Here is a 19367-nt window from a genome sequence, read left to right on the forward strand (position 1 = left end):
CCAAGTATGCTTGGATTTTTTTATTTAAACATTCAAAATTTATCGCCAGTAATCATCTGTAGGCTTTGGCATTTCCTGTAATCCCCGACGAAGAGTATCTGACCATTGTTTACTAATCTGTGAGAAATAAGGATCATCTTCGGTTATTCGTTTTCCCATGGGGATAACAAAGCTATCTTTAATGTAAACCAATGCATCAAGTGGTAAGCCAACAGAAACATTTGAACGCAAAGTCGAATCAAAAGAAATCAGGCTACAACGTAATGCATCGTCTAGTGGCATTGCATAATATAAAGCTCGATCCAGAATAGGCTTCCCATATTTACTCTCACCTATTTGAAAATAAGGTGTATCTGTAGTTGCGCAAATGAAATTGCCTTGTGGATAGACATTATAAAGTTGCATGTCACCCCCCTTAATCTGCCCACCCACCAAAATACTACAGGCATAATTCATTTGTTCTTGGGTATCCGAACTAATATCCTCTAAAACAGTTTTTAAGGTTTTACCAATTAGTTCAGCCGCCTCAAACATCGTATTAACACTATATAGATTAGGCTCTTGCTGCAAAGTCAGGGCATTTTGTAAATGACCAATAACAGCTTGCGTTGTTGCTAAGTTACCTGCAGTTTGCAAGGCAATAAAACGTTCTCCGGTAACGCCGAAAGTATGCAGTTTTCGGAACACAGAAATATGGTCAACTCCTGCATTGGTTCTTGTGTCACTAATAAACACCAAACCTTGTTCCAATCTTAACGCACAACAATAGGTCATTTCATTCTCTTTACATTCAACATGCCAACACTTGAACCACAGACATCATGTTCTCAACTCCACCTTGCTCTCTTACGCCACGAATAGGTGCCACATCGAGATAGTCACGTCCTACTGCAAGGTAGATGTGATGTTTGGGTGTAAACAACTGATTGCTTACATCAAAACAATACCACTGATTTTCTAAAAATACCTCCGCCCAAGCGTGACTGGCCAGGTGCGGATAGTTTTGATCAAATAGATAACCAGAGACATAACGTGCAGGTAATTGTAGCGCACGACACATCGCAATTAAAATGTGAGCATGATCTTGGCATACACCTTGACCCGCATGAAATGCTTCAATCGCAGTTGTCTGAACCGAAGTACTTTCAGGCTGATAAAGTATTTTTTGCAAGATATATTCGCTTAATAACGCAATATGCTGTCGATCCTTGACCACTACAATATGTTTGGCAAAGTCCAACATTTCCGAATCACATCGAGTTGCACCTGTCATCTGCAAAAACAAATTTGTAGGTGTAGAGAGATTTATACAACCTAATTCTACATTTTGAAGCTCAACAATTCCTTGGGCCATAAATGTAAGATGCTGGTATGGATAACGCTGACTAGCTGTCATCCATACATTGTTAAATATATCTCTCTTTATTGTTTTATCACCCGGCACACTAATTGCCCAATTCATAACATGTTGGTGAGGCGATGTTTGAGGCATCATTTTAATATACTGAATGCTGTTCCGAGCAGTTTCAGTATAGCTATAATGCGTTTGATGATTAACCATCAATTTCATAATCAGCCCTCAAACATATTTTCCAACTGCTGTGTAAAAGTATAATAAGCGTCCCACGTAAGTTGCTGCTTTAGTGCTTGCCAATTTTCATTTATATTTTCCCAATTCAAATTAGCAAGCTGTTGCACCACAGTATTTAGCTCTGATATGAGAACAGATAAATCTTCTCCAAAACGCAGTTCTATATCAAATTGCTCTATTTTTTGGCCTAAATGCAAAAATAAACGAACATCTTCATGTTCCGCTTCTAGTATTCGTGTGCATTGTTCGACTGCTTTACTCAATGCATCAGGTTGAGCTTGAAGCGTATTAATCACATTATTTAATTCTGCATAAGCATGTGATGACAAAATACCTCTTAGTTCCTGAATATTATCTTTAGCAATAATTAGCTGGTTCAGTAATGAAAATGTTTGCTTCTTGTCTAACATATAGTGATTTAGTAATTCAGCATTTTCTATGACCAAACCAAATGCTGCTGCAAATCTTGTTGCTTTCTCATCTTCTGTAAAGGGTAAATGAGAGGCTGCAAATTTAACTCGCATCAAATATCGACCCAACCAATATATTTGATGCGCACTCGAATTGAGTAAAACCATAAAGTTCCTCTTTAACCCACAATCAGGAATGTAATGTTTCAACAACCCATGTATCTTTTATACCGCCACCTTGAGATGAATTTACGACCAAAGAGCCAGCTTGCATAGCTACGCGTGTTAAACCACCAGGTACAATCTCTGTACGATAAGGTGAGCTCAACACAAATGGACGCAAATCAATATGACGTTCCGCTACTCCGCCTGTTGTTAAAGTTGGAGCGACAGATAAAGCTAAGGTAGGTTGTGCAATATACATATGAGGCATCGCAATCAATTTTTTTCTAAAGTCATCAATTTCGCATGAGCTTGCTTTAGGTCCAATCAACATGCCATATCCGCCCGAACCTTGTGCTTCCTTAACGACTAATTGATCAAGATTAGAGAGTACATAGTCTAAGTGTTCTTCTTTACGGCACTGATAAGTGGGTACATTTTTTAGAATTGGTGTTTCATCTAAATAATATTGAATCATTTGATCTACATAAGGATAGATAGATTTATCATCAGCCACACCCGTTCCAGGTGCATTTGCAATCACGACATTTTTTTGTAAATAAGCAGACATAAGACCTGCTACGCCTAAAGCACTGTCTGGTCGAAATGCTAAAGGATCTAGAAAGTCATCATCTAAACGGCGGTAAATTACGTCTACTTTTTGACGCCCACGAATAGTTTTGACAAATACTTGATCATTTTCTACAAATAAATCCCGATTTGTAACCAATGGCACATCCATTTCACGTGCTAGAAAAGCGTGCTCATAATAAGCACTATTAAAACGCCCTGGTGTTAGCACCACAATAAAAGGTTGATCTGCAGAAGAATTTTCTTGCAATATTTCTTTTAAAAGTTTTGGATAATGCTCAATCCCCTGTAAATTATTAGCTGTACATAGCTCAGGCATTAATTTCTGGCTAATATTTCGGCTCTCAATCATATAAGACACCCCAGAAGGTGTTCTCAAATTGTCTTCTAATACAAAAAACTCCCCTTCACCATCACGGATAATATCGATCCCGCTAATTTGTGAATAAATTTTTCCTTTTAAAGAATGTTTAAGCATATGGGGTTGAAAAGCATCATTTCCCATAATTTGTTCTTCGGGAATGATTTGTTCTTTTAAAATATGTTGTCCATGATAAATATCATCTAGGAAATAATTTAATGCTTTAACACGCTGTGCACAGCCTGAGGCAATTTTTTCCCATTGTTTTTTCTCGATTACTCTTGGAATTAAATCAAAAGGAATAGTGCGCTCCGTTCCTTCTTTATCGCCATAAACATTAAAAGTAATCCCATGATAAAGAAAATGCTGTTTTGCTTGGGTATTTAACTCCTTTAACTCATCTAAAGTACGGATGCTCAACCATTGTTCAATTTTTTTAGAAGCTGCACCATTTGATGTTACATCATCAAGCATCTCATTAAAGAACTGTGATTTAAGTTGCTCAAAGAGATTAGTTTGCACAGAAATATGTTCTAAAAAAGAGGTTGGGTTAATGAGTGCTGTTGTTGTCTGCTCTTGTATAAAAAAATCATTATCTAGATGTAATTCATGCTCTTGTTCTGACATAACCACCTCGTCTTATCATTTATCTATATTTCATTTTTAAATAAGCAATTTCAGTGCCACTTATATATCTGTAATACTTGTACGGCATCATTGTTATAACTTTCTTCTAAATCTTATCATCGTTTACCCAATGGGCTATAAACTGAATCTGACAAACTTGCTAAATCTGTAAAGATTTTTTATTGTGTTGACACCAAAGCAATTGGATATAGATGTATTACGCTTATGTCTGTAATAGAAAAAGAAACTTCGAATAGTTTGTATCGCCAATGGCAGATCTTGTCTCGCCTACCGACCGGCAAATGGATCGGGACTCGAGAATTGCAAGAAATGCTTGAGCGCGAAGGTATTGATATTAGTTTAAGGACTATTCAGCGTGACTTAAATCAAATTGCTCAGCGTTTTCCGATAGAGAGCAATAAAGCCGTACCTCAGGGCTGGCGGTGGCAATCAGATGCACCTATTCAAAGCTTACCTCACATGACAAGTTCTCAAGCGGTAACTTTTATGATGGTTGAGGAGCACCTTAAGCACCTCCTTCCCCCGAGCCTGCTTGATGAGATGGGACCATGGTTCGATTTGGCCAAACGTAGCCTCTCTACACAAAATAATGTGAGACAGTGGATTAACCGTGTACGTATTGTTCCGGCAAGTCAACCTCTTATTCCACCTGTTGTCGATCGAAATGCTCAACAAGCAATTTATGAAGGCTTGCTCCAAGACAAGCAAATAGAATGTGTTTATCGGGCACGGGTCAATCAGGGTGAAGATAGAACTTATGTTTTAAATCCTTTGGCTTTGGTACAAAAAGGTGCAGTCATTTATTTAATTTGCACAAGACATGACAAAACTGAAGTGCAAACATTTGCTCTGCACCGTTTTAAATCAGCAAAAGTACTAGACAGCCGAGCACTGCATCCAGTTAATTTTGATATTGATCATTATATTGATTCAGGGGCTTTAGGCTTTAGAGTGGACTACAACCAGCCAACTGAATCAATTCAGCTCACCCTAACTATGACAGAGCAAACTGCGAAAACCTTTTATGAAAGTCAGTTAAGTAAAGACCAAACAATTACTCCGCTTGAAGAAAATATTGTAGAAGTTTCAGCGACTGTACCTTTTACATCTCAACTAGTATGGTGGCTACGTAGTTTTGGTAAGAAATTACTGCATATTGAACCAGTACAAGTACATAATGCTGTGCGAGAAATTGAAACTGAGAATAAATAGATATAAAAAAGAGAACCGTAAGGTTCTCTTTAGATTTTGAATTATAATTTTCTTAATTTTATATTGTTCTTATATTTTTACTTGTTTTCAGACCAATGTGTTTTCCCCCACCAAAACTGATCTACTCTTTCTTTTGCGCTATTTTGAACATGAGCATTGGCATGCCATTTCATATCCATTGTAGCGAATTGATTTCATTGTCATCATTAAAGCCCTCTTGTTTGAACGTGAATTCAATATAACTGGCGACTTAAAATATGTGAAATAAGAAAAAAAGGAAGCGAAATCTCTTTTCTTCCTTAGGAAGTTTCCATATATTTTTTGAATAGAAAATAAAAAAGCCCAGTCTCAACTGGGCTAGAAAATTACGCTAAAAGATTAAACACTAATAAAGCCAATATGATCACTCTTGAAAACTGATTCACTAGCTTTAAATGAATAGGATAATAACTTAATAACCAAAGAATTAATAAAGCAGCAAAGCTCAGTGTGCCGATCCAATAACATATACCGATAGACTTTCCCCACTGATAAACTGAAAGAGCCAATGCAATTACTAAAATGCTATAACCAGTGATCAAATACCAAATATTGTATTTTTCTTGCAAAACTTTTTGAAACACTTGTTGTTGATGACGAGACATAGAAAAACAAATGTGTAAAAAACCAAGCAGACACAAAAAATAAATAAGGAAAAAATCAATCATTGGCCTTCTCCTCGCATAGCAGCACTTTCAAGGTTTATATTTTTTTTAGTTTTGTGAATACCAGCTACTTTGTGATTTTTTACTTTATAAAAAATAAATAACAAAATCATTCCAAGAGCCAAACTCATCAAATCAAAAGTTGCTACCACCCATTGAGCCTCTGCAATACTGCTCCAGATTACTCGTCCACCTGTTAAAGCATTTAATAGAGGAATAACACAAAATAAAATAGCACCGAACAAAAGTTGCTCTAACCAAGCATTTCGATGTGGGCGTAAAGCTGCATGTAGCAGAGTTAACAGCCATACGATAAAGAAAATTTTAATTTCTAAAAAACTACGATTTTCAGTGGTAACTGGAATTAAACGGTTTGCATAAAAATAACCAGCTGTCGCAATTAATAAACCAGAAATTGATGCAATATTTAAAACCTCAACCAAACGATAGCCAAAATTTTTATAGCCCTGCTTTTGTTGCTGAGGTGCACGTTTGACACACCAGAGAATTAATCCTGATGCAACCATCATTGTTCCTAAAATTCCTGAAAAGAATAATAACCAACGTAGTACCAAATCAACGCCGCGGGCTTCATGCAATACAGTAACAGTATTATAAATACCGATAGGAAAACTAATTTTGAGCTGTTGAGGCTGAGAGATTAACTCACCTGTAACACCATTAAAAATTAGTGTTGGAACAATCGCTCGATTTAAAATACTTTCTGAATATGTAGCACGGATTTCTACCTCACTATTTTGACGGTTTGGTGAAATGATATTGAAGGATGCAACTGTATTATCACCCCATAATTTTTGTGCTTGAGCTAACATTGCTGTTAAATCAGCAAGAGGTACATTTTTAACCTCCAAACGACTTCTTTCTTTATTTAATCGACCCTTTTCCCCTTCACCATGTCCATTGCGTTTACTGCTATCAAGTTTTTGTGAACTAGAAGCGAATTCAACAGATCGGATAGTTTCTCCATTCAGCTGCGCGCGCTGTGCTTGTAAAAAATGCAGCCTTCCCTCTGGAAATAAAGCAGAAACACCGTAAGGCATTAGTGAATACATCAATAATAGTAAGCCACTAAATGTAATCATAATATGAAATGGCAAAGCTAGTACTGCTGTTGCATTATGGCCATCCAACCAAGAACGCTGCCCTTTGCCTGAACGAAATGTAAAAAAATCCTTAAAAATTTTTTTATGTGTAATCACACCACTGATAATCGCGACAAACATAAGTACTGTCGCGATACCTACAATCCAACGTGCCCAGCTACGAGGCAGGCCATAAAGCTCAAAATGAAAACGGTAAAGAAAACTACCTCCACGAGTTTCACGTGGCTGAAGTTTTTCACCAGTGACTGAATCCAATATGACACGCTCACCACCTCGACGTGCTCTTGGATCTTCGTTTTCACCACGAATCGTAATATCAGTCGTGGTACTCCGTGCATTTGGCAAATTGATATTCCATGCAGAAGCATTTGGAGCATTTTGCTGTAAATAAACGATAGCTGATTGTAATTGCTGAGACTGATCTTTACGATTTATGGACTGATGTAGTTCAGGCTTCATCCAAATGGAAATTTCATTTTGAAAAAAGCTTAATGTTCCCGTTACAAAAATTGCATATAGCAACCAACCTAGAATTAGACTCGCCCAAGTATGTAACCATGACATTGACTGACGTGGGCTTTCTGTATTTCCATCAATACGCATTATATTATTCCTTTCAATCCCCAATAAAATATAAATAAGAGTACTGATGGAATCACAACTCCCCATGTTGCTCTTTGCGTACTATGATTTATAAAAACCCATATAAATACAGAAACATAAATAATGAAGGCTAACATTGTTGCAGATAAAACAGCATCTACAGGATGAGCTTTGAATAAATAACTCAATACAACACAGGCTAAAGCCGAAAGAATATATCCACCGATACCAGCTAAGATAAATCGATAAAAAATCATCCATCTATATTTTGCAGGAACTACTTTATGTTTTACTTTTCTTTTAATCGAACTTTCTTCTGCAATTAAATTGCATGGTTCAGTCGTTAACATATGAGACACCGAGATAACTTTAATTTAAAACTATTGCTTATATAAAGTCAGTTCTAGACCTATAATATCCGGAGGTAAATCTTCAAGTATTTTTTCAAGTTTCTTATTAATATTTTCATCATGAAATAAAACAGATAAGCCTGTTTTTGAATCAAAAATATTAATACCTACTCGTTGATCTGCAGATTTATAAATACTTTTGTTTTTACCGTAGAATATTCGCTTGATTAAGCCATGATTTTCTAGATCGGCTAAAATACGATAAATAGAACCTATACTGATCTTTTCTTTTCCAGCAAGCAGCACATACATATCTTCTGCAGTTAAACCTTGCGGATTTTCTATAAGCAAATGGAAAATTACAACACGTGTACGTGTAGCAGTTAATCCATTTGATCTTAGTTTAGAGGCAATATTCATTTTGCAATTTGATATGAAAAAGCTAGCTAGAACATATAGCTAGCTTTTATAAGTTTAGAATGAATACTTCAAGGATGCATAATAAGCACGCCCTGGTTCATTATAAGTTTGATTTATAGACGTATCGCGCAACTTCTGCTCATCAAACAAGTTGCTAATACCAAGACGACCGCTTAGATTTTGATTAAATTTATAACCAAAATTAATACCAGCAATACTGTAACTTTTAATAGTCTCTCGATTCAGCGAAGCATTACGAGTCTCTTCATATTGCATTGGCTTTTGACGACCATATTGGGTATATACGAAATTGACATCCAAAGCATCGGTAATGTCATAGTTAAGAATAGAATTAATAGTGTAGCTCGGTACAATCGATAAGGGATTCCCAGTTTCTTTATTAATTGAGTCTTTCATCCAAGTAAAGTTGTTTGTCCAACGAATATTCCCCCAATCTAGACCAATACTTCCTTCAAGACCTTGTACCAGCGCTTTAGGAATATTTGTCCATTGTAGAAGTCGATATGTTGACCCCCCCACTTCAACAGAATCTAATACGGATGTACCTGAGGTAATCTTATCTTTATAATCGTTACGGAACCATGCCAAGCTAGCATTGACAATATCTTTCTCAAACTGGATTCCCAACTCTTTATTAATAGATGTTTCAGGTTTTAGATCAGGGTTACCTAATAAATAGCAACTGCCGCTATCTACAGATATAGGGCAACCATTTCCTCGGGTAAATAATAAATATCCTTCAGCTGTTTGATATAAGTTTGGAGTTTTGTATGCCTTTGCAATACCACCTTTTAAAGTGAAATATTCACCAAGCTTTTGAGTAAGGTTTAAGCTAGGGCTCCAGTTACTGCCAGATTTATTATGATCATCAAAACGTACCGCCAATACCGCATTGGTACTATCAGTCAGCTGTAAATTGTCTTCAACATATGCCGAAGCAATCCGCGAATTCATCTTTGTACGGTCTGCTGGTAAATTAATAATACCTGATGCATCGGTTTGTGTAGTATTAGCCGAATCGGTAAAATCGTCTTCAACCCACTCAGCACCAACAGTTAGATTTTGTGGGCGCCAAACTTCAAAAGGAATATTTGCTTCAGCATTAAAACGTAATGTTTCCAGAAGTGAAGTTGAACGATCAGTACTGTTAATACGCCCTTCCGGTCCACCCGCAAGCCCCTCTGTCAAACGCTTGTTTTTCGTTTGATCATACGAAGCTACAAATTTACTTTTACCCCAAGTCCAATCCCCTTCATGCGTTAATGCATAACTATCACGGTACATCGTGTTGGTTTCAGTACCTAATAGTGAATTTAATAAAGCATTCGCTTCAGGATCTGTTGCATCAACATTACTATTTTGAGTATCACCTGTATATTCATTACCTTGGCGACTTGATGCGACATCTAATAAAACGGTTTGCTGATCCGTCATCTGCCACGCTAAACGTGCATTAATATCTTTGTTTTCTACTCCTTCACGCGCCCCTGCTCGAGTACCGCTTTCAGTTACAGGATTAATATCGGGATCATCCGAATCAGTTTTGTTGAAATTTCCATATACGCGATAGGACAAAACATCTTTAATGATTGGGCCACTAAGTGTTGCACTAACGCGGCTACTGCTACCTTCTTTGCTGTCTTCTGGTTGATTGGTATATACCTCGACTGAGCCATGTGTTTCATTGGTGACTTTTTTGGTAATAATATTAACCACACCACCCATTGCCCCATTTCCATAACGAGCAGCAGCAGGGCCACGTAAAACTTCTATCGATTCAATCGCATCGGCAGGTACCCAATTAGAATCACCACGAGTATCACGCTCTCCACGCCAACCGTAACGTACTGAATTACGTGAAGTCGCGGGTTTACCATCAATTAAAATGAGTGTGTTTTCTGGCCCCATTCCACGAATATCAATTTGACGATTGTTTCCGCGTTGGCCTGTAGAACTGTTTCCAGTGAGATTAACACCTGGCATGCGACGTAAAATCTCAGAGATATCATTTACAACAGGTGTTTTTTCTAAATCTTCAGAGGTGACTACCGACACACCTAAAGATTGCTTCACCTGTTCTTCAGCAGTTACGACAATGGTATTCAACTTGACAGTTTCCGTTTCTACTTCCTTGTCCGTTGCCTCTGCCGACTCAGCTATGGAGCACATACTAAATAAAATTGAAGCAGCTAAAACAGAACGTGGAATATTGAATGCGGACATACTATGCCTCCCCTCAGAGATTAATGATGAGTTGCAACTGCAAATAATGAGTTAACGCATAGTAACAAATAAAAAAATAAATACAAATAAAATCGATAATCGTTCTCATTTATTTTATTTAATTATTAAAATTCAATAGCTTAAGATATAAAAAATTATATTTTTAAAATCGAAACAAAAATAGCAAGCTTAATGATTTATGAGCCCGCTTCTTTTATCAATATTCCTGTTCTTAAATAAGAAAAAGAAAATCAGATATATTATTTAGGATTGTTGTTAATAACAGTTTCAGTAATATTAGACTTCACACTAATAGCACGTTTAACATATGCTTATTTTACTGTGTAAGTTTAATAATGCTTACTGATATGTTGATCACAATACTCGCACTGTTGATTACCCCTTCCACATATGTTGAAAGCTCAAACCGCAACCGCACCTTTGCCACTCTTCATAGGTGATTCATTCTTGATCATTCCAAATGTCTATCGATTTTGTCGCATACATTTTACTCATCCATAAGCATGGAAAAATGGATAAAAAATGAAGAAAATAATAATCATTACCAAATAAATAAAAATAATATTAATTTTCAAATATTTAATAATAAAATTTTTTTAACATTAATTATAAAAACTTAAAAATTTCACTTTAAATTATAATTTCGTCTTAATAATTCACATACTTTTACAATACAAATCACTGATTTTTACAAATTTTGACTCACAAAAAAGCCCAGTCTTAACTGGGCTTTTTGTACATTTAAATGATTAAGCTGTTTTCTTAATCATATTATTCTTACGAATTGTGATCATTACGAGTTGAACTGCAGCTGGTGTAACACCAGGAATACGACTTGCTTGAGCTAAAGTTTCTGGAAGAACAGTTTTTAACTTCTGTGTAATTTCACGTGATAAGCCTGACACTGCATCATAGTCAAAATCGGTAGGAATTTTAGTTTCTTCAAGACGCTTCAATTGAGCAACATCTTCATGCTGACGGTTAATGTAACCTTCATATTTCACAGCAATTTCAATTTGCTCACCCACTTGTTCTGAAACTTCAGAACCAGTAAGTTCAGCAATTTGACCAAAGGTAATATTAGGGCGCTTAAGCAAATCAATCGCGCTACATTCCTTACTCAAATCAGCACCCGTCATTTCAACGAATTTTTTACCCATAGGGTTATTTGGTGCTGCCCATAAATGTTGTAAACGAGAGGTTTCACGCTCAACCGCTTCCATTTTTTCGCAATAAGCAGCCCAACGAACATCATCAACCAAACCAAGTTCACGACCAATAGAAGTCAAGCGCTGATCCGCATTATCTTCACGCAACATCAAACGATATTCAGCGCGTGAGGTAAACATACGGTACGGTTCTTTAGTACCTAACGTGATGAGGTCATCAACTAGCACACCCATGTAAGCTTGGTCACGTTTAGGCGTCCATTCTTCTTGCTCCCACGCACGACGCGCAGCATTTAAACCTGCAAGTAAACCTTGGGCACCAGCTTCTTCGTAACCTGTTGTACCATTAATTTGACCAGCAAAGTACAAGCCATTAATCGCTTTAGTTTCAAGTGTAAATTTCAAAGCTTGCGGGTTGAAATAGTCATATTCAATTGCATAGCCTGGACGTAAGATATGGGCATTTTCCATACCACGGATTGAACGTACAAGCTCGAACTGAACATCAAACGGTAAAGAAGTTGAAATACCGTTTGGATAAAGCTCGTGTGTATCTAGACCTTCTGGCTCTAAGAATACTTGATGTGAGTCTTTATCAGCGAAACGATGAATTTTATCTTCGATTGATGGACAGTAACGCGGACCTACACCTTCAATAACACCAGTGTACATTGGTGAGCGATCTAAACCACCACGAATGATATCGTGGGTTTTTTCATTTGTATGAGTGATATAACAGTTTACTTGCTCAGGGTGCATAGAAGCATCACCCATGAATGACATCACTGGAGATGGGAAATCACCCGGTTGCGGAATCATGACTGAAAAATCAACTGAACGTGCATCAATACGTGGCGGAGTACCAGTTTTTAAACGTCCTACTGGTAATTTTAATTCACGTAAACGCTGAGCAAGTGCAATAGAAGGAGGATCTCCCGCACGGCCACCGCTTGATTTTTCTAAACCAACGTGGATTACACCACCCAAGAATGTACCTGTAGTCAACACAACAGTTTTAGCATCAAAGCGAATACCCATTTGGGTAACAACACCTTTAACGGTATCGCCTTCAACAATCAGGTCATCAGCTGCTTGCTGGAAAATGTCAAGATTTGCTTGATTTTCCAAAGTATCACGGATAGCAGCTTTATAACGCACGCGGTCAGCTTGAGCACGTGTTGCACGCACAGCTGCACCTTTACGCGAATTTAAAATGCGGAACTGAATACCACCTTTATCAGCAGCCAGAGCCATTGCACCGCCAAGTGCATCAATTTCACGGACTAGGTGAGACTTACCAATACCACCAATTGCTGGGTTACAACTCATTTGGCCCAAAGTCTCAATGTTATGGGTCAAAAGCAAAGTCTGTCGTCCCATACGCGCAGCAGCAAGGGCCGCTTCCGTACCTGCGTGACCGCCACCGATAACGATAACATCATAAACTTTAGGATAGTGCATGAGTACAAAAACACCAGAAAAAAAAGACGGAACATTATAGCAAAATTATCTGCTTATTGATGTACATAATTACAAAATTGTCTTCACATAATTTACGCTATGCCACATGATTTGACATTTTGTTTCATGAATTCAATACAAAGTGAATGTTTTTAAAATTAATTCATCTTAGAATAAAAAACGTACAGCACTTCTATGACTTTAAAATTAACGCAACGAGAAGGAATACAAAATGAAAACGACCATGTTAAAAATCTTAACTGCATCTCTAATTTGTTTTTCAGGCGTAACTTTTACCCATGCTGCTGACACGAGCAAAGCTGAAATGCAAAAACAAATTCGAGTCTGTGCAAAAAAACAGCAAGGTGAATGGGTTTCATACAATCACAACGGTGTAACCTTTAACGGTACTTGCCAACCAAACGAAAATGGCAAGTTACAATTTAAGGCCCCTGCTCCTTAATCTGTTTTGACATAGGTATAGAAGAAGTCATTTATTTTCCGCTATATCTCATCAGTATTTTCAAAGACGGTCCATTAAAGATGGGCCGCTTTCTTTTTTAAAATGGTCTAGTCCGCTACAATACGCCTTTAAATAAAATTTTTAGGTCCTTTTCGTGAAGTGGTTACAAATACACATTACCGTTGATCAAGAACAAGTTGAGTTCACAGAAACACTTTTAATGTCTCTAGGTGCGGTAAGCGTAACGCTGGATGATGCTGAAGATCAGGCTTTACTTGAACCATTACCAGGTGAAACACCTTTATGGAACAAAGTTATTGTGACAGGCATCTATCAACAAGACGAACAAGACCCTATTGATGTCGACACTTTAGAAGCTTTCTTAAAAGCTCAACTTCCAGATGTTCCTATGCGTCATGAAGAACTTGAAGATCAAGTGTGGGAACGCGCATGGATGGATTACTATGAGCCAATTCAGATTGGAGAAAAGTTCTGGATCGTGCCTGAATGGCTAGAGCCACCAGAAGCAGACGCAACTAACATTAAGTTAGATCCAGGTCTTGCATTTGGTACAGGTAATCACGCAAGTACTTTCCTATGCTTACAATGGCTGGGTAAAACTGACGTTAAAGATAAAATCGTGATTGATTATGGCTGTGGTTCAGGCATTTTAGGCGTGGCAGCTTTATTATTAGGCGCTAAAAAAGTATACGCTACCGATATTGATCCTCAGGCTGTTTTAGCAACAAAACAAAATGCAGAGCTCAATGGTGTATTAGATCGACTATATGTAGGTCTTCCTGAAGAGTTTGATCAAGAATTCAAACCTAAACAAGCCGATGTTTTAGTTGCAAACATTTTAGCAGGACCTTTAATGATGCTTGCGCCTGAATTTGCAAATTTAATCAAATCTGAGGGCGAGTTCGCACTTGCTGGTGTGATTGAAGAGCAAGTTGCTGATGTTTCACGTGTTTATTCTGATTTTTTTGATATATTAGATGTCGAAAAGCGCGAAGAAAACTGGTGTCGCATTTCAGGAAAACGTAAAACAATAAATTGAGATTTTTAACCCATGAATGAAAAACAAACCCGCTGCCCTAAATGTTTAACAGTTTATAAAGTATCTCTTACTCAATTGACTGTTGCTCAGGGTATGGTTTGTTGCCCTAAATGTAATTCAAGCTTTAATGCCTTAACCCATCTAATCAATATTGAACAGCCAGTTATGGTCAACTCAACGACGTTAGCCCATGGTTCAATGCAGACAAGATATATGACGCATTCTCACGTACTAGATATCTTTGACCAAAAAGTAGAAAACTCTAATATTGATCTTTTAACTTATCTCAACAACTTAAATTACTTTCACAACGAACCTATTAATGCTCTACCAAACCTTAATTTAGCTGAGCAGGCATCCCCACAAGAACAAGACAATAATAAAAAGCATAGTTGGTTGTACTATACGCTCTGGAGCTCTGCCAACCTTATTTTAATTTTAGTCTTTACTTTTCAAATCCTCTGGTTTAACCCTAAGCTCATGCATGCAAGCCCAACCGTTAGCCATGCTTTTAATTACGTTTGCCAAATACTACACTGCAACAAATCAGCAGAACTTTATCAACTTATCTATATAGAAAAGTTAAAAGTCCGCAAGATCGATGCGAACCATACCCAGTTCTCAGGCATATTGCTCAACCAGAATGATAAAAGTATTGAGCTTCCTAACCTAAAGTTGATTTTTGCAACAGAGCCAGACAAAACAGAGGAAATCATATTAACTCCTCAACAATATCTAGTTGAAAACTTAAGGGGTATTCAACGTATTCCATCAAACACTCCTTTCCGATTCCAATTTGAGCTAAACAAAAGCAAAAAAAGGCTAGTAAATTATCGATTAGAAATTGTCCACCCCTAAAATGTAAAAAAAGTGAAAAAAAAATAAAAAAAAATGCAGTTAATTTGCTCACTTTTTCCTAGACAATGGTATGATACGCGCCACGAAAGCTTTGACTCATATACTCCTCGCTCTCAATCCAAAAAAAATACTGTTAAGCATGTGTGCTTTTCTACTTTAAGCGCATAGCCTAACTTTTTTTGTTTTTGAGGGGGCTGTAACAAATATTTAATTATTGTTACGCTTATTTTTTATTCAATACGAAGAAATATGGCAAGCTAATTGTTCTTATGTTTTAGAGTCACTGTTTTAGGATCTAAAACAGGACTCCGTATTTTTAGACCACATTTATATACTACTTTACCCAAGCTAGTATTTGATTTTCGGATTAACTCGCATGAATAGCAAATCTCCTATTTTTACTGCACAATCTGATGTTGCTCTTCGCATCCACGTGGATCGCGCAGTTCGCCATTATTTTGCACAATTGCAAGGTGAGCAACCATCTCAGGTATATGACATGGTGCTAGCAGAAATGGAGAAACCTCTTTTATCTGTAGTTCTTGAATATACACGTGGTAATCAAACGCGTGCTGCAGAAATTCTTGGACTCAACCGTGGCACTTTACGTAAAAAGTTAAAAGCTCACGGTTTAATGAGTGAATAAATGATAAAATGCTCACGACGTCGTGGGCATTTTTTTATGCTTATTGGTTTTAATCCGTAGACTTGAAATTGTTGAATTAAACATCATGACTATTAAACGTGCTTTGATTTCTGTATCTGATAAGACAGGAATTGTCGAATTTGCTCAAAACCTTGCAGCTCTAGGGGTAGAACTATTATCTACAGGCGGCACATATAAGTTGCTTAAAGATAATAATATCGCGGTTGTAGAAGTATCTGAACATACTGGCTTCCCTGAAATGATGGATGGTCGTGTTAAGACCTTACATCCAAAAATTCATGGCGGTATTCTTGCTCGTCGCGGTTTAGATGAAGCAGTTATGGAAGAACACAACATCGATCCGATTGATCTTGTTGTTGTAAACCTTTATCCATTTGCTGCAACTGTTGCAAAACCTGACTGTACTCTTCCTGATGCAATCGAAAATATCGACATCGGTGGTCCTACAATGGTTCGTGCAGCTGCTAAAAACCATGCTTCAGTAGGTATTGTAGTTAATGCTTCTGATTACGACACTGTAATTAATGAATTAAAAACTGCTGGTTCGCTTTCTTATGAAACGCGTTTTGATTTAGCAGTTAAAGCATTTGAACATACAGCTCAATACGACGGCATGATCGCTTCTTACTTAGGCGCTCGCGTTGGTAAGACCGAAGGTGAAGCTGACTTATTCCCTCGTACATTCAATACTCAATTGAACAAAGCACAAGATTTACGTTACGGTGAAAACCCACATCAATCGGCTGCTTTCTATGTCGAAGCTAATGCAAAAGAAGCATCAGTTTCTACTGCAAAACAGTTACAAGGCAAAGAATTGTCTTATAACAACATTGCAGATACAGATGCTGCACTTGAATGTGTTAAATCATTCGCAAAACCTGCTTGTGTCATCGTGAAACATGCTAACCCTTGTGGTGTTGCGGTTTCTTTAGACGGCATTAAAGCTGCTTATGATTTAGCTTATGCGACTGATCCAGAATCTGCTTTTGGCGGTATTATTGCATTCAACCGTGAATTAGATGTTGCAACTGCTCAAGCAATTGTAGAGCGTCAATTCGTTGAAGTGATTATTGCTCCAAGTATTGCTGATGGCGTACTTGAAGTAACTGGCGCTAAGAAAAATGTACGTGTTTTAGTATGTGGCGAGTTACCTGCAATTGATGCACGTGCACCGCAACTCGACTATAAACGCGTAAATGGTGGCTTACTTGTTCAAGATCAAGACTTGGGCATGATCACTAAAGATGATCTTAAAGTAGTTACTAAACGTGCGCCAACTGAACAAGAAATTGATGATCTTATCTTTGCTTGGAAAGTTGCAAAATATGTAAAATCAAACGCAATTGTTTATGCTAAAAACCGCCAAACTATTGGTGTAGGTGCAGGTCAAATGAGTCGCGTTAACTCAGCGCGTATTGCTGCCATTAAAGCTGAACATGCTGGTTTGGTTGTTGAAGGTGCTGTAATGGCTTCTGATGCATTCTTCCCGTTCCGTGACGGCATTGATAATGCTGCTAAAGCTGGCATTAAATGCATCATTCAACCAGGTGGTTCTATGCGTGATGAAGAAGTAATCGCTGCAGCAGACGAAGCTGGTATTGCAATGGTGTTCACTGGTATGCGCCATTTCCGCCACTAATTTAAATTTAGTCCTCCCTAATAACCCTCCTTTTATTCAGGAGGGTTTTCCACAATAATGGAGCTAAACTCCACCTTGAGGAATAGAGGGGGATGAAAAGGATTAAAGTTAAGGAACAAATTAAAAATGAATATTTTAGTTTTAGGTAGTGGTGGTCGTGAACATGCTTTGGCATGGAAAATCGCGCAAGATACCAAAGTTACTCAAGTTTTCGTTGCACCGGGAAATGCGGGAACTGCAACTGAAGATAAATGCGTTAATGTTCAGCTTGATATTTTAGACAACCCTGCCATTATCGCTTTTGCTAAAGAAAATAATGTTGAACTTATTATTGTTGGTCCAGAAGCACCTTTAGTGAATGGTGTGGTAGATGCTGCTCGCGAAGCAGGTCTAAAAATTTGGGGACCAACTCAATATGCTGCGCAGCTTGAAGGCTCAAAAGCATTTGCTAAGCATTTTTTAAAGCGTCATAACATTCCAACTGCTTTTTATGAAGTATTTACGGAAGTTGATGCAGCTAAAGCTTATGTTGAAAAAAATGGTGCACCAATTGTAATTAAGGCAGACGGTCTTGCTGCTGGTAAAGGTGTAATCGTTGCAATGACCAACGAAGAAGCTTTTGCAGCAATTGATGACATGCTTGCAGGCAACAAATTCGGTGATGCTGGTTCACGTGTTGTAATTGAACAGTTCCTTGCAGGTGAAGAAGCTTCTTTCATTTGTATGATTGATGGTAAAAATATTTTACCAATGGCAACTTCACAAGATCACAAGCGTATTTTTGAAGGTGACCAAGGTCCTAATACTGGCGGTATGGGTGCTTACTCTCCTGCTCCGGTGGTAACTTCTGACATTTTCGAACGTGTTATGACTGAAATCATGCGTCCGACTGTTGAAGGTATGGCTGCTGACGGACATGTCTACACTGGTTTCTTATATGCTGGCTTAATGATTGATGAACAAGGTCAACCGCGTGTGATCGAGTTCAACTGTCGTTTCGGTGATCCTGAAACTCAGCCAATCATGATGCGCTTAAAGTCATCTCTTGTTGAATTGGTAGAAGCTGGTATTGCTGGCAACTTGCCAAAAGAAGCTGAATGGGATGAGCGTAAGTCAATCGGTATCGTACTTGCAGCCGAAGGCTATCCTGATAGCGTACGCAAAGGTGATGTAATTTCAGGTATTGGACAATCACCTGAAGATACTAAAATTTTCCACGCAGGCACTGCAACTCGTGAAGATGGTCACATCGTGACTTCTGGTGGTCGAGTTCTTTGTGTAACTGCGCTAGGCGACAGCGTGCTTGAAGCACAAATTAATGCACTTGAAGTATGCGGACAAGTAACCTTTACAGGTATGCAATATCGTAGTGACATTGGCTATCGCGCAATTGCACGCGAAAAAGCTGAGTAAAAAACTCTCAACTGATAAAAAGCCCTCTATTAAAGAGGGCTTTTTATATTTCATTCTTATTTATCAGAAAATTTTATATAAATCCCAGTTTTTATTCACTTCCAATCAATAAGATCGAAACATGTCCACTATATTGAATATGTTTTTATTGATATGATTAGATAAAGCGTTGGAACTTTCCACAAAGTTATTGTGC

17 protein-coding genes are annotated in these 19367 nt (G+C 37.7%); 7 read left to right on the forward strand and 10 right to left on the reverse strand.

The annotated features are described in order from the left end of the window. Positions 1 to 39: 39 nt before the first annotated feature. The 4 genes from MKL33_RS03965 to MKL33_RS03980 are packed head-to-tail and all read right to left on the reverse strand — an operon-like array spanning position 40 to position 3742. The gene (locus MKL33_RS03965) at positions 40 to 774 is read right to left on the reverse strand and encodes a proteasome-type protease (RefSeq protein ID WP_002119721.1); all 735 of its coding nucleotides are present in this window, start codon (positions 772 to 774) and stop codon (positions 40 to 42) included. 16 nt (positions 775 to 790) lie between these two features. Continuing rightward, the gene (locus MKL33_RS03970) at positions 791 to 1570 is read right to left on the reverse strand and encodes a transglutaminase family protein (protein WP_161282374.1); all 780 of its coding nucleotides are present in this window, start codon (positions 1568 to 1570) and stop codon (positions 791 to 793) included. Between the two features lie 2 nt (positions 1571 to 1572). Further along, positions 1573 to 2169, reverse strand: coding sequence for an alpha-E domain-containing protein (locus MKL33_RS03975; protein ID WP_270906496.1), 597 nt, complete (start codon positions 2167 to 2169; stop codon positions 1573 to 1575). A gap of 22 nt (positions 2170 to 2191) precedes the next feature. Next, positions 2192 to 3742 (reverse strand): circularly permuted type 2 ATP-grasp protein, encoded by a 1551-nt coding sequence (locus tag MKL33_RS03980; RefSeq protein WP_032005405.1) that lies wholly within the window; start codon positions 3740 to 3742, stop codon positions 2192 to 2194. Positions 3743 to 3967: 225 nt separating this feature from the next. On the opposite strand from MKL33_RS03980, the gene MKL33_RS03985 reads away from it, so the two are divergent. Continuing rightward, positions 3968 to 4975, forward strand: a complete 1008-nt coding sequence (locus MKL33_RS03985; protein WP_002119763.1) for a helix-turn-helix transcriptional regulator — start codon at positions 3968 to 3970, stop codon at positions 4973 to 4975. Positions 4976 to 5340: 365 nt separating this feature from the next. On the opposite strand, the gene MKL33_RS03990 is transcribed toward MKL33_RS03985, so the two are convergent. From MKL33_RS03990 to mnmG, 6 genes are all read right to left on the reverse strand, one after another. Beyond that, positions 5341 to 5682 carry a DUF3325 domain-containing protein gene (locus tag MKL33_RS03990; RefSeq protein ID WP_050688037.1) on the reverse strand — a complete coding sequence of 114 codons (342 nt, stop codon included), beginning with the start codon at positions 5680 to 5682 and terminating at the stop codon, positions 5341 to 5343. Continuing rightward, complete coding sequence (locus tag MKL33_RS03995) at positions 5679 to 7406, reverse strand: PepSY-associated TM helix domain-containing protein (RefSeq protein ID WP_032035541.1); 1728 nt, start codon at positions 7404 to 7406, stop codon at positions 5679 to 5681. Before MKL33_RS03995 ends, MKL33_RS03990 begins: the two co-directional genes overlap by 4 nt. After that, on the reverse strand, positions 7406 to 7756 hold the full coding sequence (locus MKL33_RS04000) for a hypothetical protein (protein ID WP_064785204.1): 351 nt from the start codon (positions 7754 to 7756) through the stop codon (positions 7406 to 7408). Before MKL33_RS04000 ends, MKL33_RS03995 begins: the two co-directional genes overlap by 1 nt. Positions 7757 to 7786: 30 nt before the next feature. After that, positions 7787 to 8176 (reverse strand): Fur family transcriptional regulator, encoded by a 390-nt coding sequence (locus tag MKL33_RS04005; protein WP_064785205.1) that lies wholly within the window; start codon positions 8174 to 8176, stop codon positions 7787 to 7789. A gap of 54 nt (positions 8177 to 8230) precedes the next feature. Then, positions 8231 to 10420 (reverse strand): TonB-dependent siderophore receptor, encoded by a 2190-nt coding sequence (locus MKL33_RS04010; protein ID WP_161282377.1) that lies wholly within the window; start codon positions 10418 to 10420, stop codon positions 8231 to 8233. 770 nt (positions 10421 to 11190) lie between these two features. Beyond that, a complete protein-coding gene (gene mnmG, locus MKL33_RS04015) occupies positions 11191 to 13071 on the reverse strand; it encodes a tRNA uridine-5-carboxymethylaminomethyl(34) synthesis enzyme MnmG (RefSeq protein ID WP_069037233.1) in 1881 nt (626 codons plus the stop codon). Positions 13072 to 13303: 232 nt separating this feature from the next. Here mnmG and MKL33_RS04020 point away from each other — a divergent pair, with 232 nt between their 5' ends. The 6 genes from MKL33_RS04020 (at position 13304) to purD (ending at position 19171) form a co-directional block, all read left to right on the forward strand. Then, a complete protein-coding gene (locus tag MKL33_RS04020; RefSeq protein WP_002119672.1) occupies positions 13304 to 13534 on the forward strand; it encodes a hypothetical protein in 231 nt (76 codons plus the stop codon). Positions 13535 to 13688: 154 nt separating this feature from the next. Next, positions 13689 to 14594 (forward strand): 50S ribosomal protein L11 methyltransferase, encoded by a 906-nt coding sequence (gene prmA, locus MKL33_RS04025; protein WP_017480823.1) that lies wholly within the window; start codon positions 13689 to 13691, stop codon positions 14592 to 14594. 12 nt (positions 14595 to 14606) lie between these two features. Further along, positions 14607 to 15452, forward strand: a complete 846-nt coding sequence (locus MKL33_RS04030; protein ID WP_069037234.1) for a zinc-ribbon and DUF3426 domain-containing protein — start codon at positions 14607 to 14609, stop codon at positions 15450 to 15452. A gap of 376 nt (positions 15453 to 15828) precedes the next feature. After that, a complete protein-coding gene (gene fis / locus MKL33_RS04035; protein WP_001086304.1) occupies positions 15829 to 16098 on the forward strand; it encodes a DNA-binding transcriptional regulator Fis in 270 nt (89 codons plus the stop codon). Between the two features lie 85 nt (positions 16099 to 16183). After that, positions 16184 to 17758, forward strand: coding sequence for a bifunctional phosphoribosylaminoimidazolecarboxamide formyltransferase/IMP cyclohydrolase (gene purH, locus MKL33_RS04040; RefSeq protein WP_025465553.1), 1575 nt, complete (start codon positions 16184 to 16186; stop codon positions 17756 to 17758). A gap of 126 nt (positions 17759 to 17884) precedes the next feature. Next, positions 17885 to 19171: a phosphoribosylamine--glycine ligase gene (gene purD / locus MKL33_RS04045; RefSeq protein WP_002119643.1), complete on the forward strand. Its 1287-nt coding sequence runs from the start codon at positions 17885 to 17887 to the stop codon at positions 19169 to 19171. The last annotated feature ends 196 nt before the right edge of the window (positions 19172 to 19367 follow it).

The sequence above is a fragment of the Acinetobacter sp. AOR43_HL genome, assembly GCF_027854635.1.
Classification (GTDB): Bacteria; Pseudomonadota; Gammaproteobacteria; order Pseudomonadales; family Moraxellaceae; genus Acinetobacter; species Acinetobacter pittii.

Excerpts from the sequence above, each read along its gene's own strand:
- MKL33_RS03965 (WP_002119721.1), bottom strand. The coding sequence starts at position 774 with ATGACCTATTGTTGTGCGTTAAGATTGGAACAAGGTTTGGTGTTTATT.
- MKL33_RS03970 (WP_161282374.1), bottom strand. The coding sequence starts at position 1,570 with ATGAAATTGATGGTTAATCATCAAACGCATTATAGCTATACTGAAACT.
- MKL33_RS03975 (WP_270906496.1), bottom strand. The coding sequence starts at position 2,169 with ATGGTTTTACTCAATTCGAGTGCGCATCAAATATATTGGTTGGGTCGA.
- MKL33_RS03980 (WP_032005405.1), bottom strand. The coding sequence starts at position 3,742 with ATGTCAGAACAAGAGCATGAATTACATCTAGATAATGATTTTTTTATA.
- MKL33_RS03985 (WP_002119763.1), top strand. The coding sequence starts at position 3,968 with ATGTCTGTAATAGAAAAAGAAACTTCGAATAGTTTGTATCGCCAATGG.
- MKL33_RS03990 (WP_050688037.1), bottom strand. The coding sequence starts at position 5,682 with ATGATTGATTTTTTCCTTATTTATTTTTTGTGTCTGCTTGGTTTTTTA.
- MKL33_RS03995 (WP_032035541.1), bottom strand. The coding sequence starts at position 7,406 with ATGCGTATTGATGGAAATACAGAAAGCCCACGTCAGTCAATGTCATGG.
- MKL33_RS04000 (WP_064785204.1), bottom strand. The coding sequence starts at position 7,756 with ATGTTAACGACTGAACCATGCAATTTAATTGCAGAAGAAAGTTCGATT.
- MKL33_RS04005 (WP_064785205.1), bottom strand. The coding sequence starts at position 8,176 with ATGAATATTGCCTCTAAACTAAGATCAAATGGATTAACTGCTACACGT.
- MKL33_RS04010 (WP_161282377.1), bottom strand. The coding sequence starts at position 10,420 with ATGTCCGCATTCAATATTCCACGTTCTGTTTTAGCTGCTTCAATTTTA.
- mnmG (WP_069037233.1), bottom strand. The coding sequence starts at position 13,071 with ATGCACTATCCTAAAGTTTATGATGTTATCGTTATCGGTGGCGGTCAC.
- MKL33_RS04020 (WP_002119672.1), top strand. The coding sequence starts at position 13,304 with ATGAAAACGACCATGTTAAAAATCTTAACTGCATCTCTAATTTGTTTT.
- MKL33_RS04030 (WP_069037234.1), top strand. The coding sequence starts at position 14,607 with ATGAATGAAAAACAAACCCGCTGCCCTAAATGTTTAACAGTTTATAAA.
- fis (WP_001086304.1), top strand. The coding sequence starts at position 15,829 with ATGAATAGCAAATCTCCTATTTTTACTGCACAATCTGATGTTGCTCTT.
- purH (WP_025465553.1), top strand. The coding sequence starts at position 16,184 with ATGACTATTAAACGTGCTTTGATTTCTGTATCTGATAAGACAGGAATT.
- purD (WP_002119643.1), top strand. The coding sequence starts at position 17,885 with ATGAATATTTTAGTTTTAGGTAGTGGTGGTCGTGAACATGCTTTGGCA.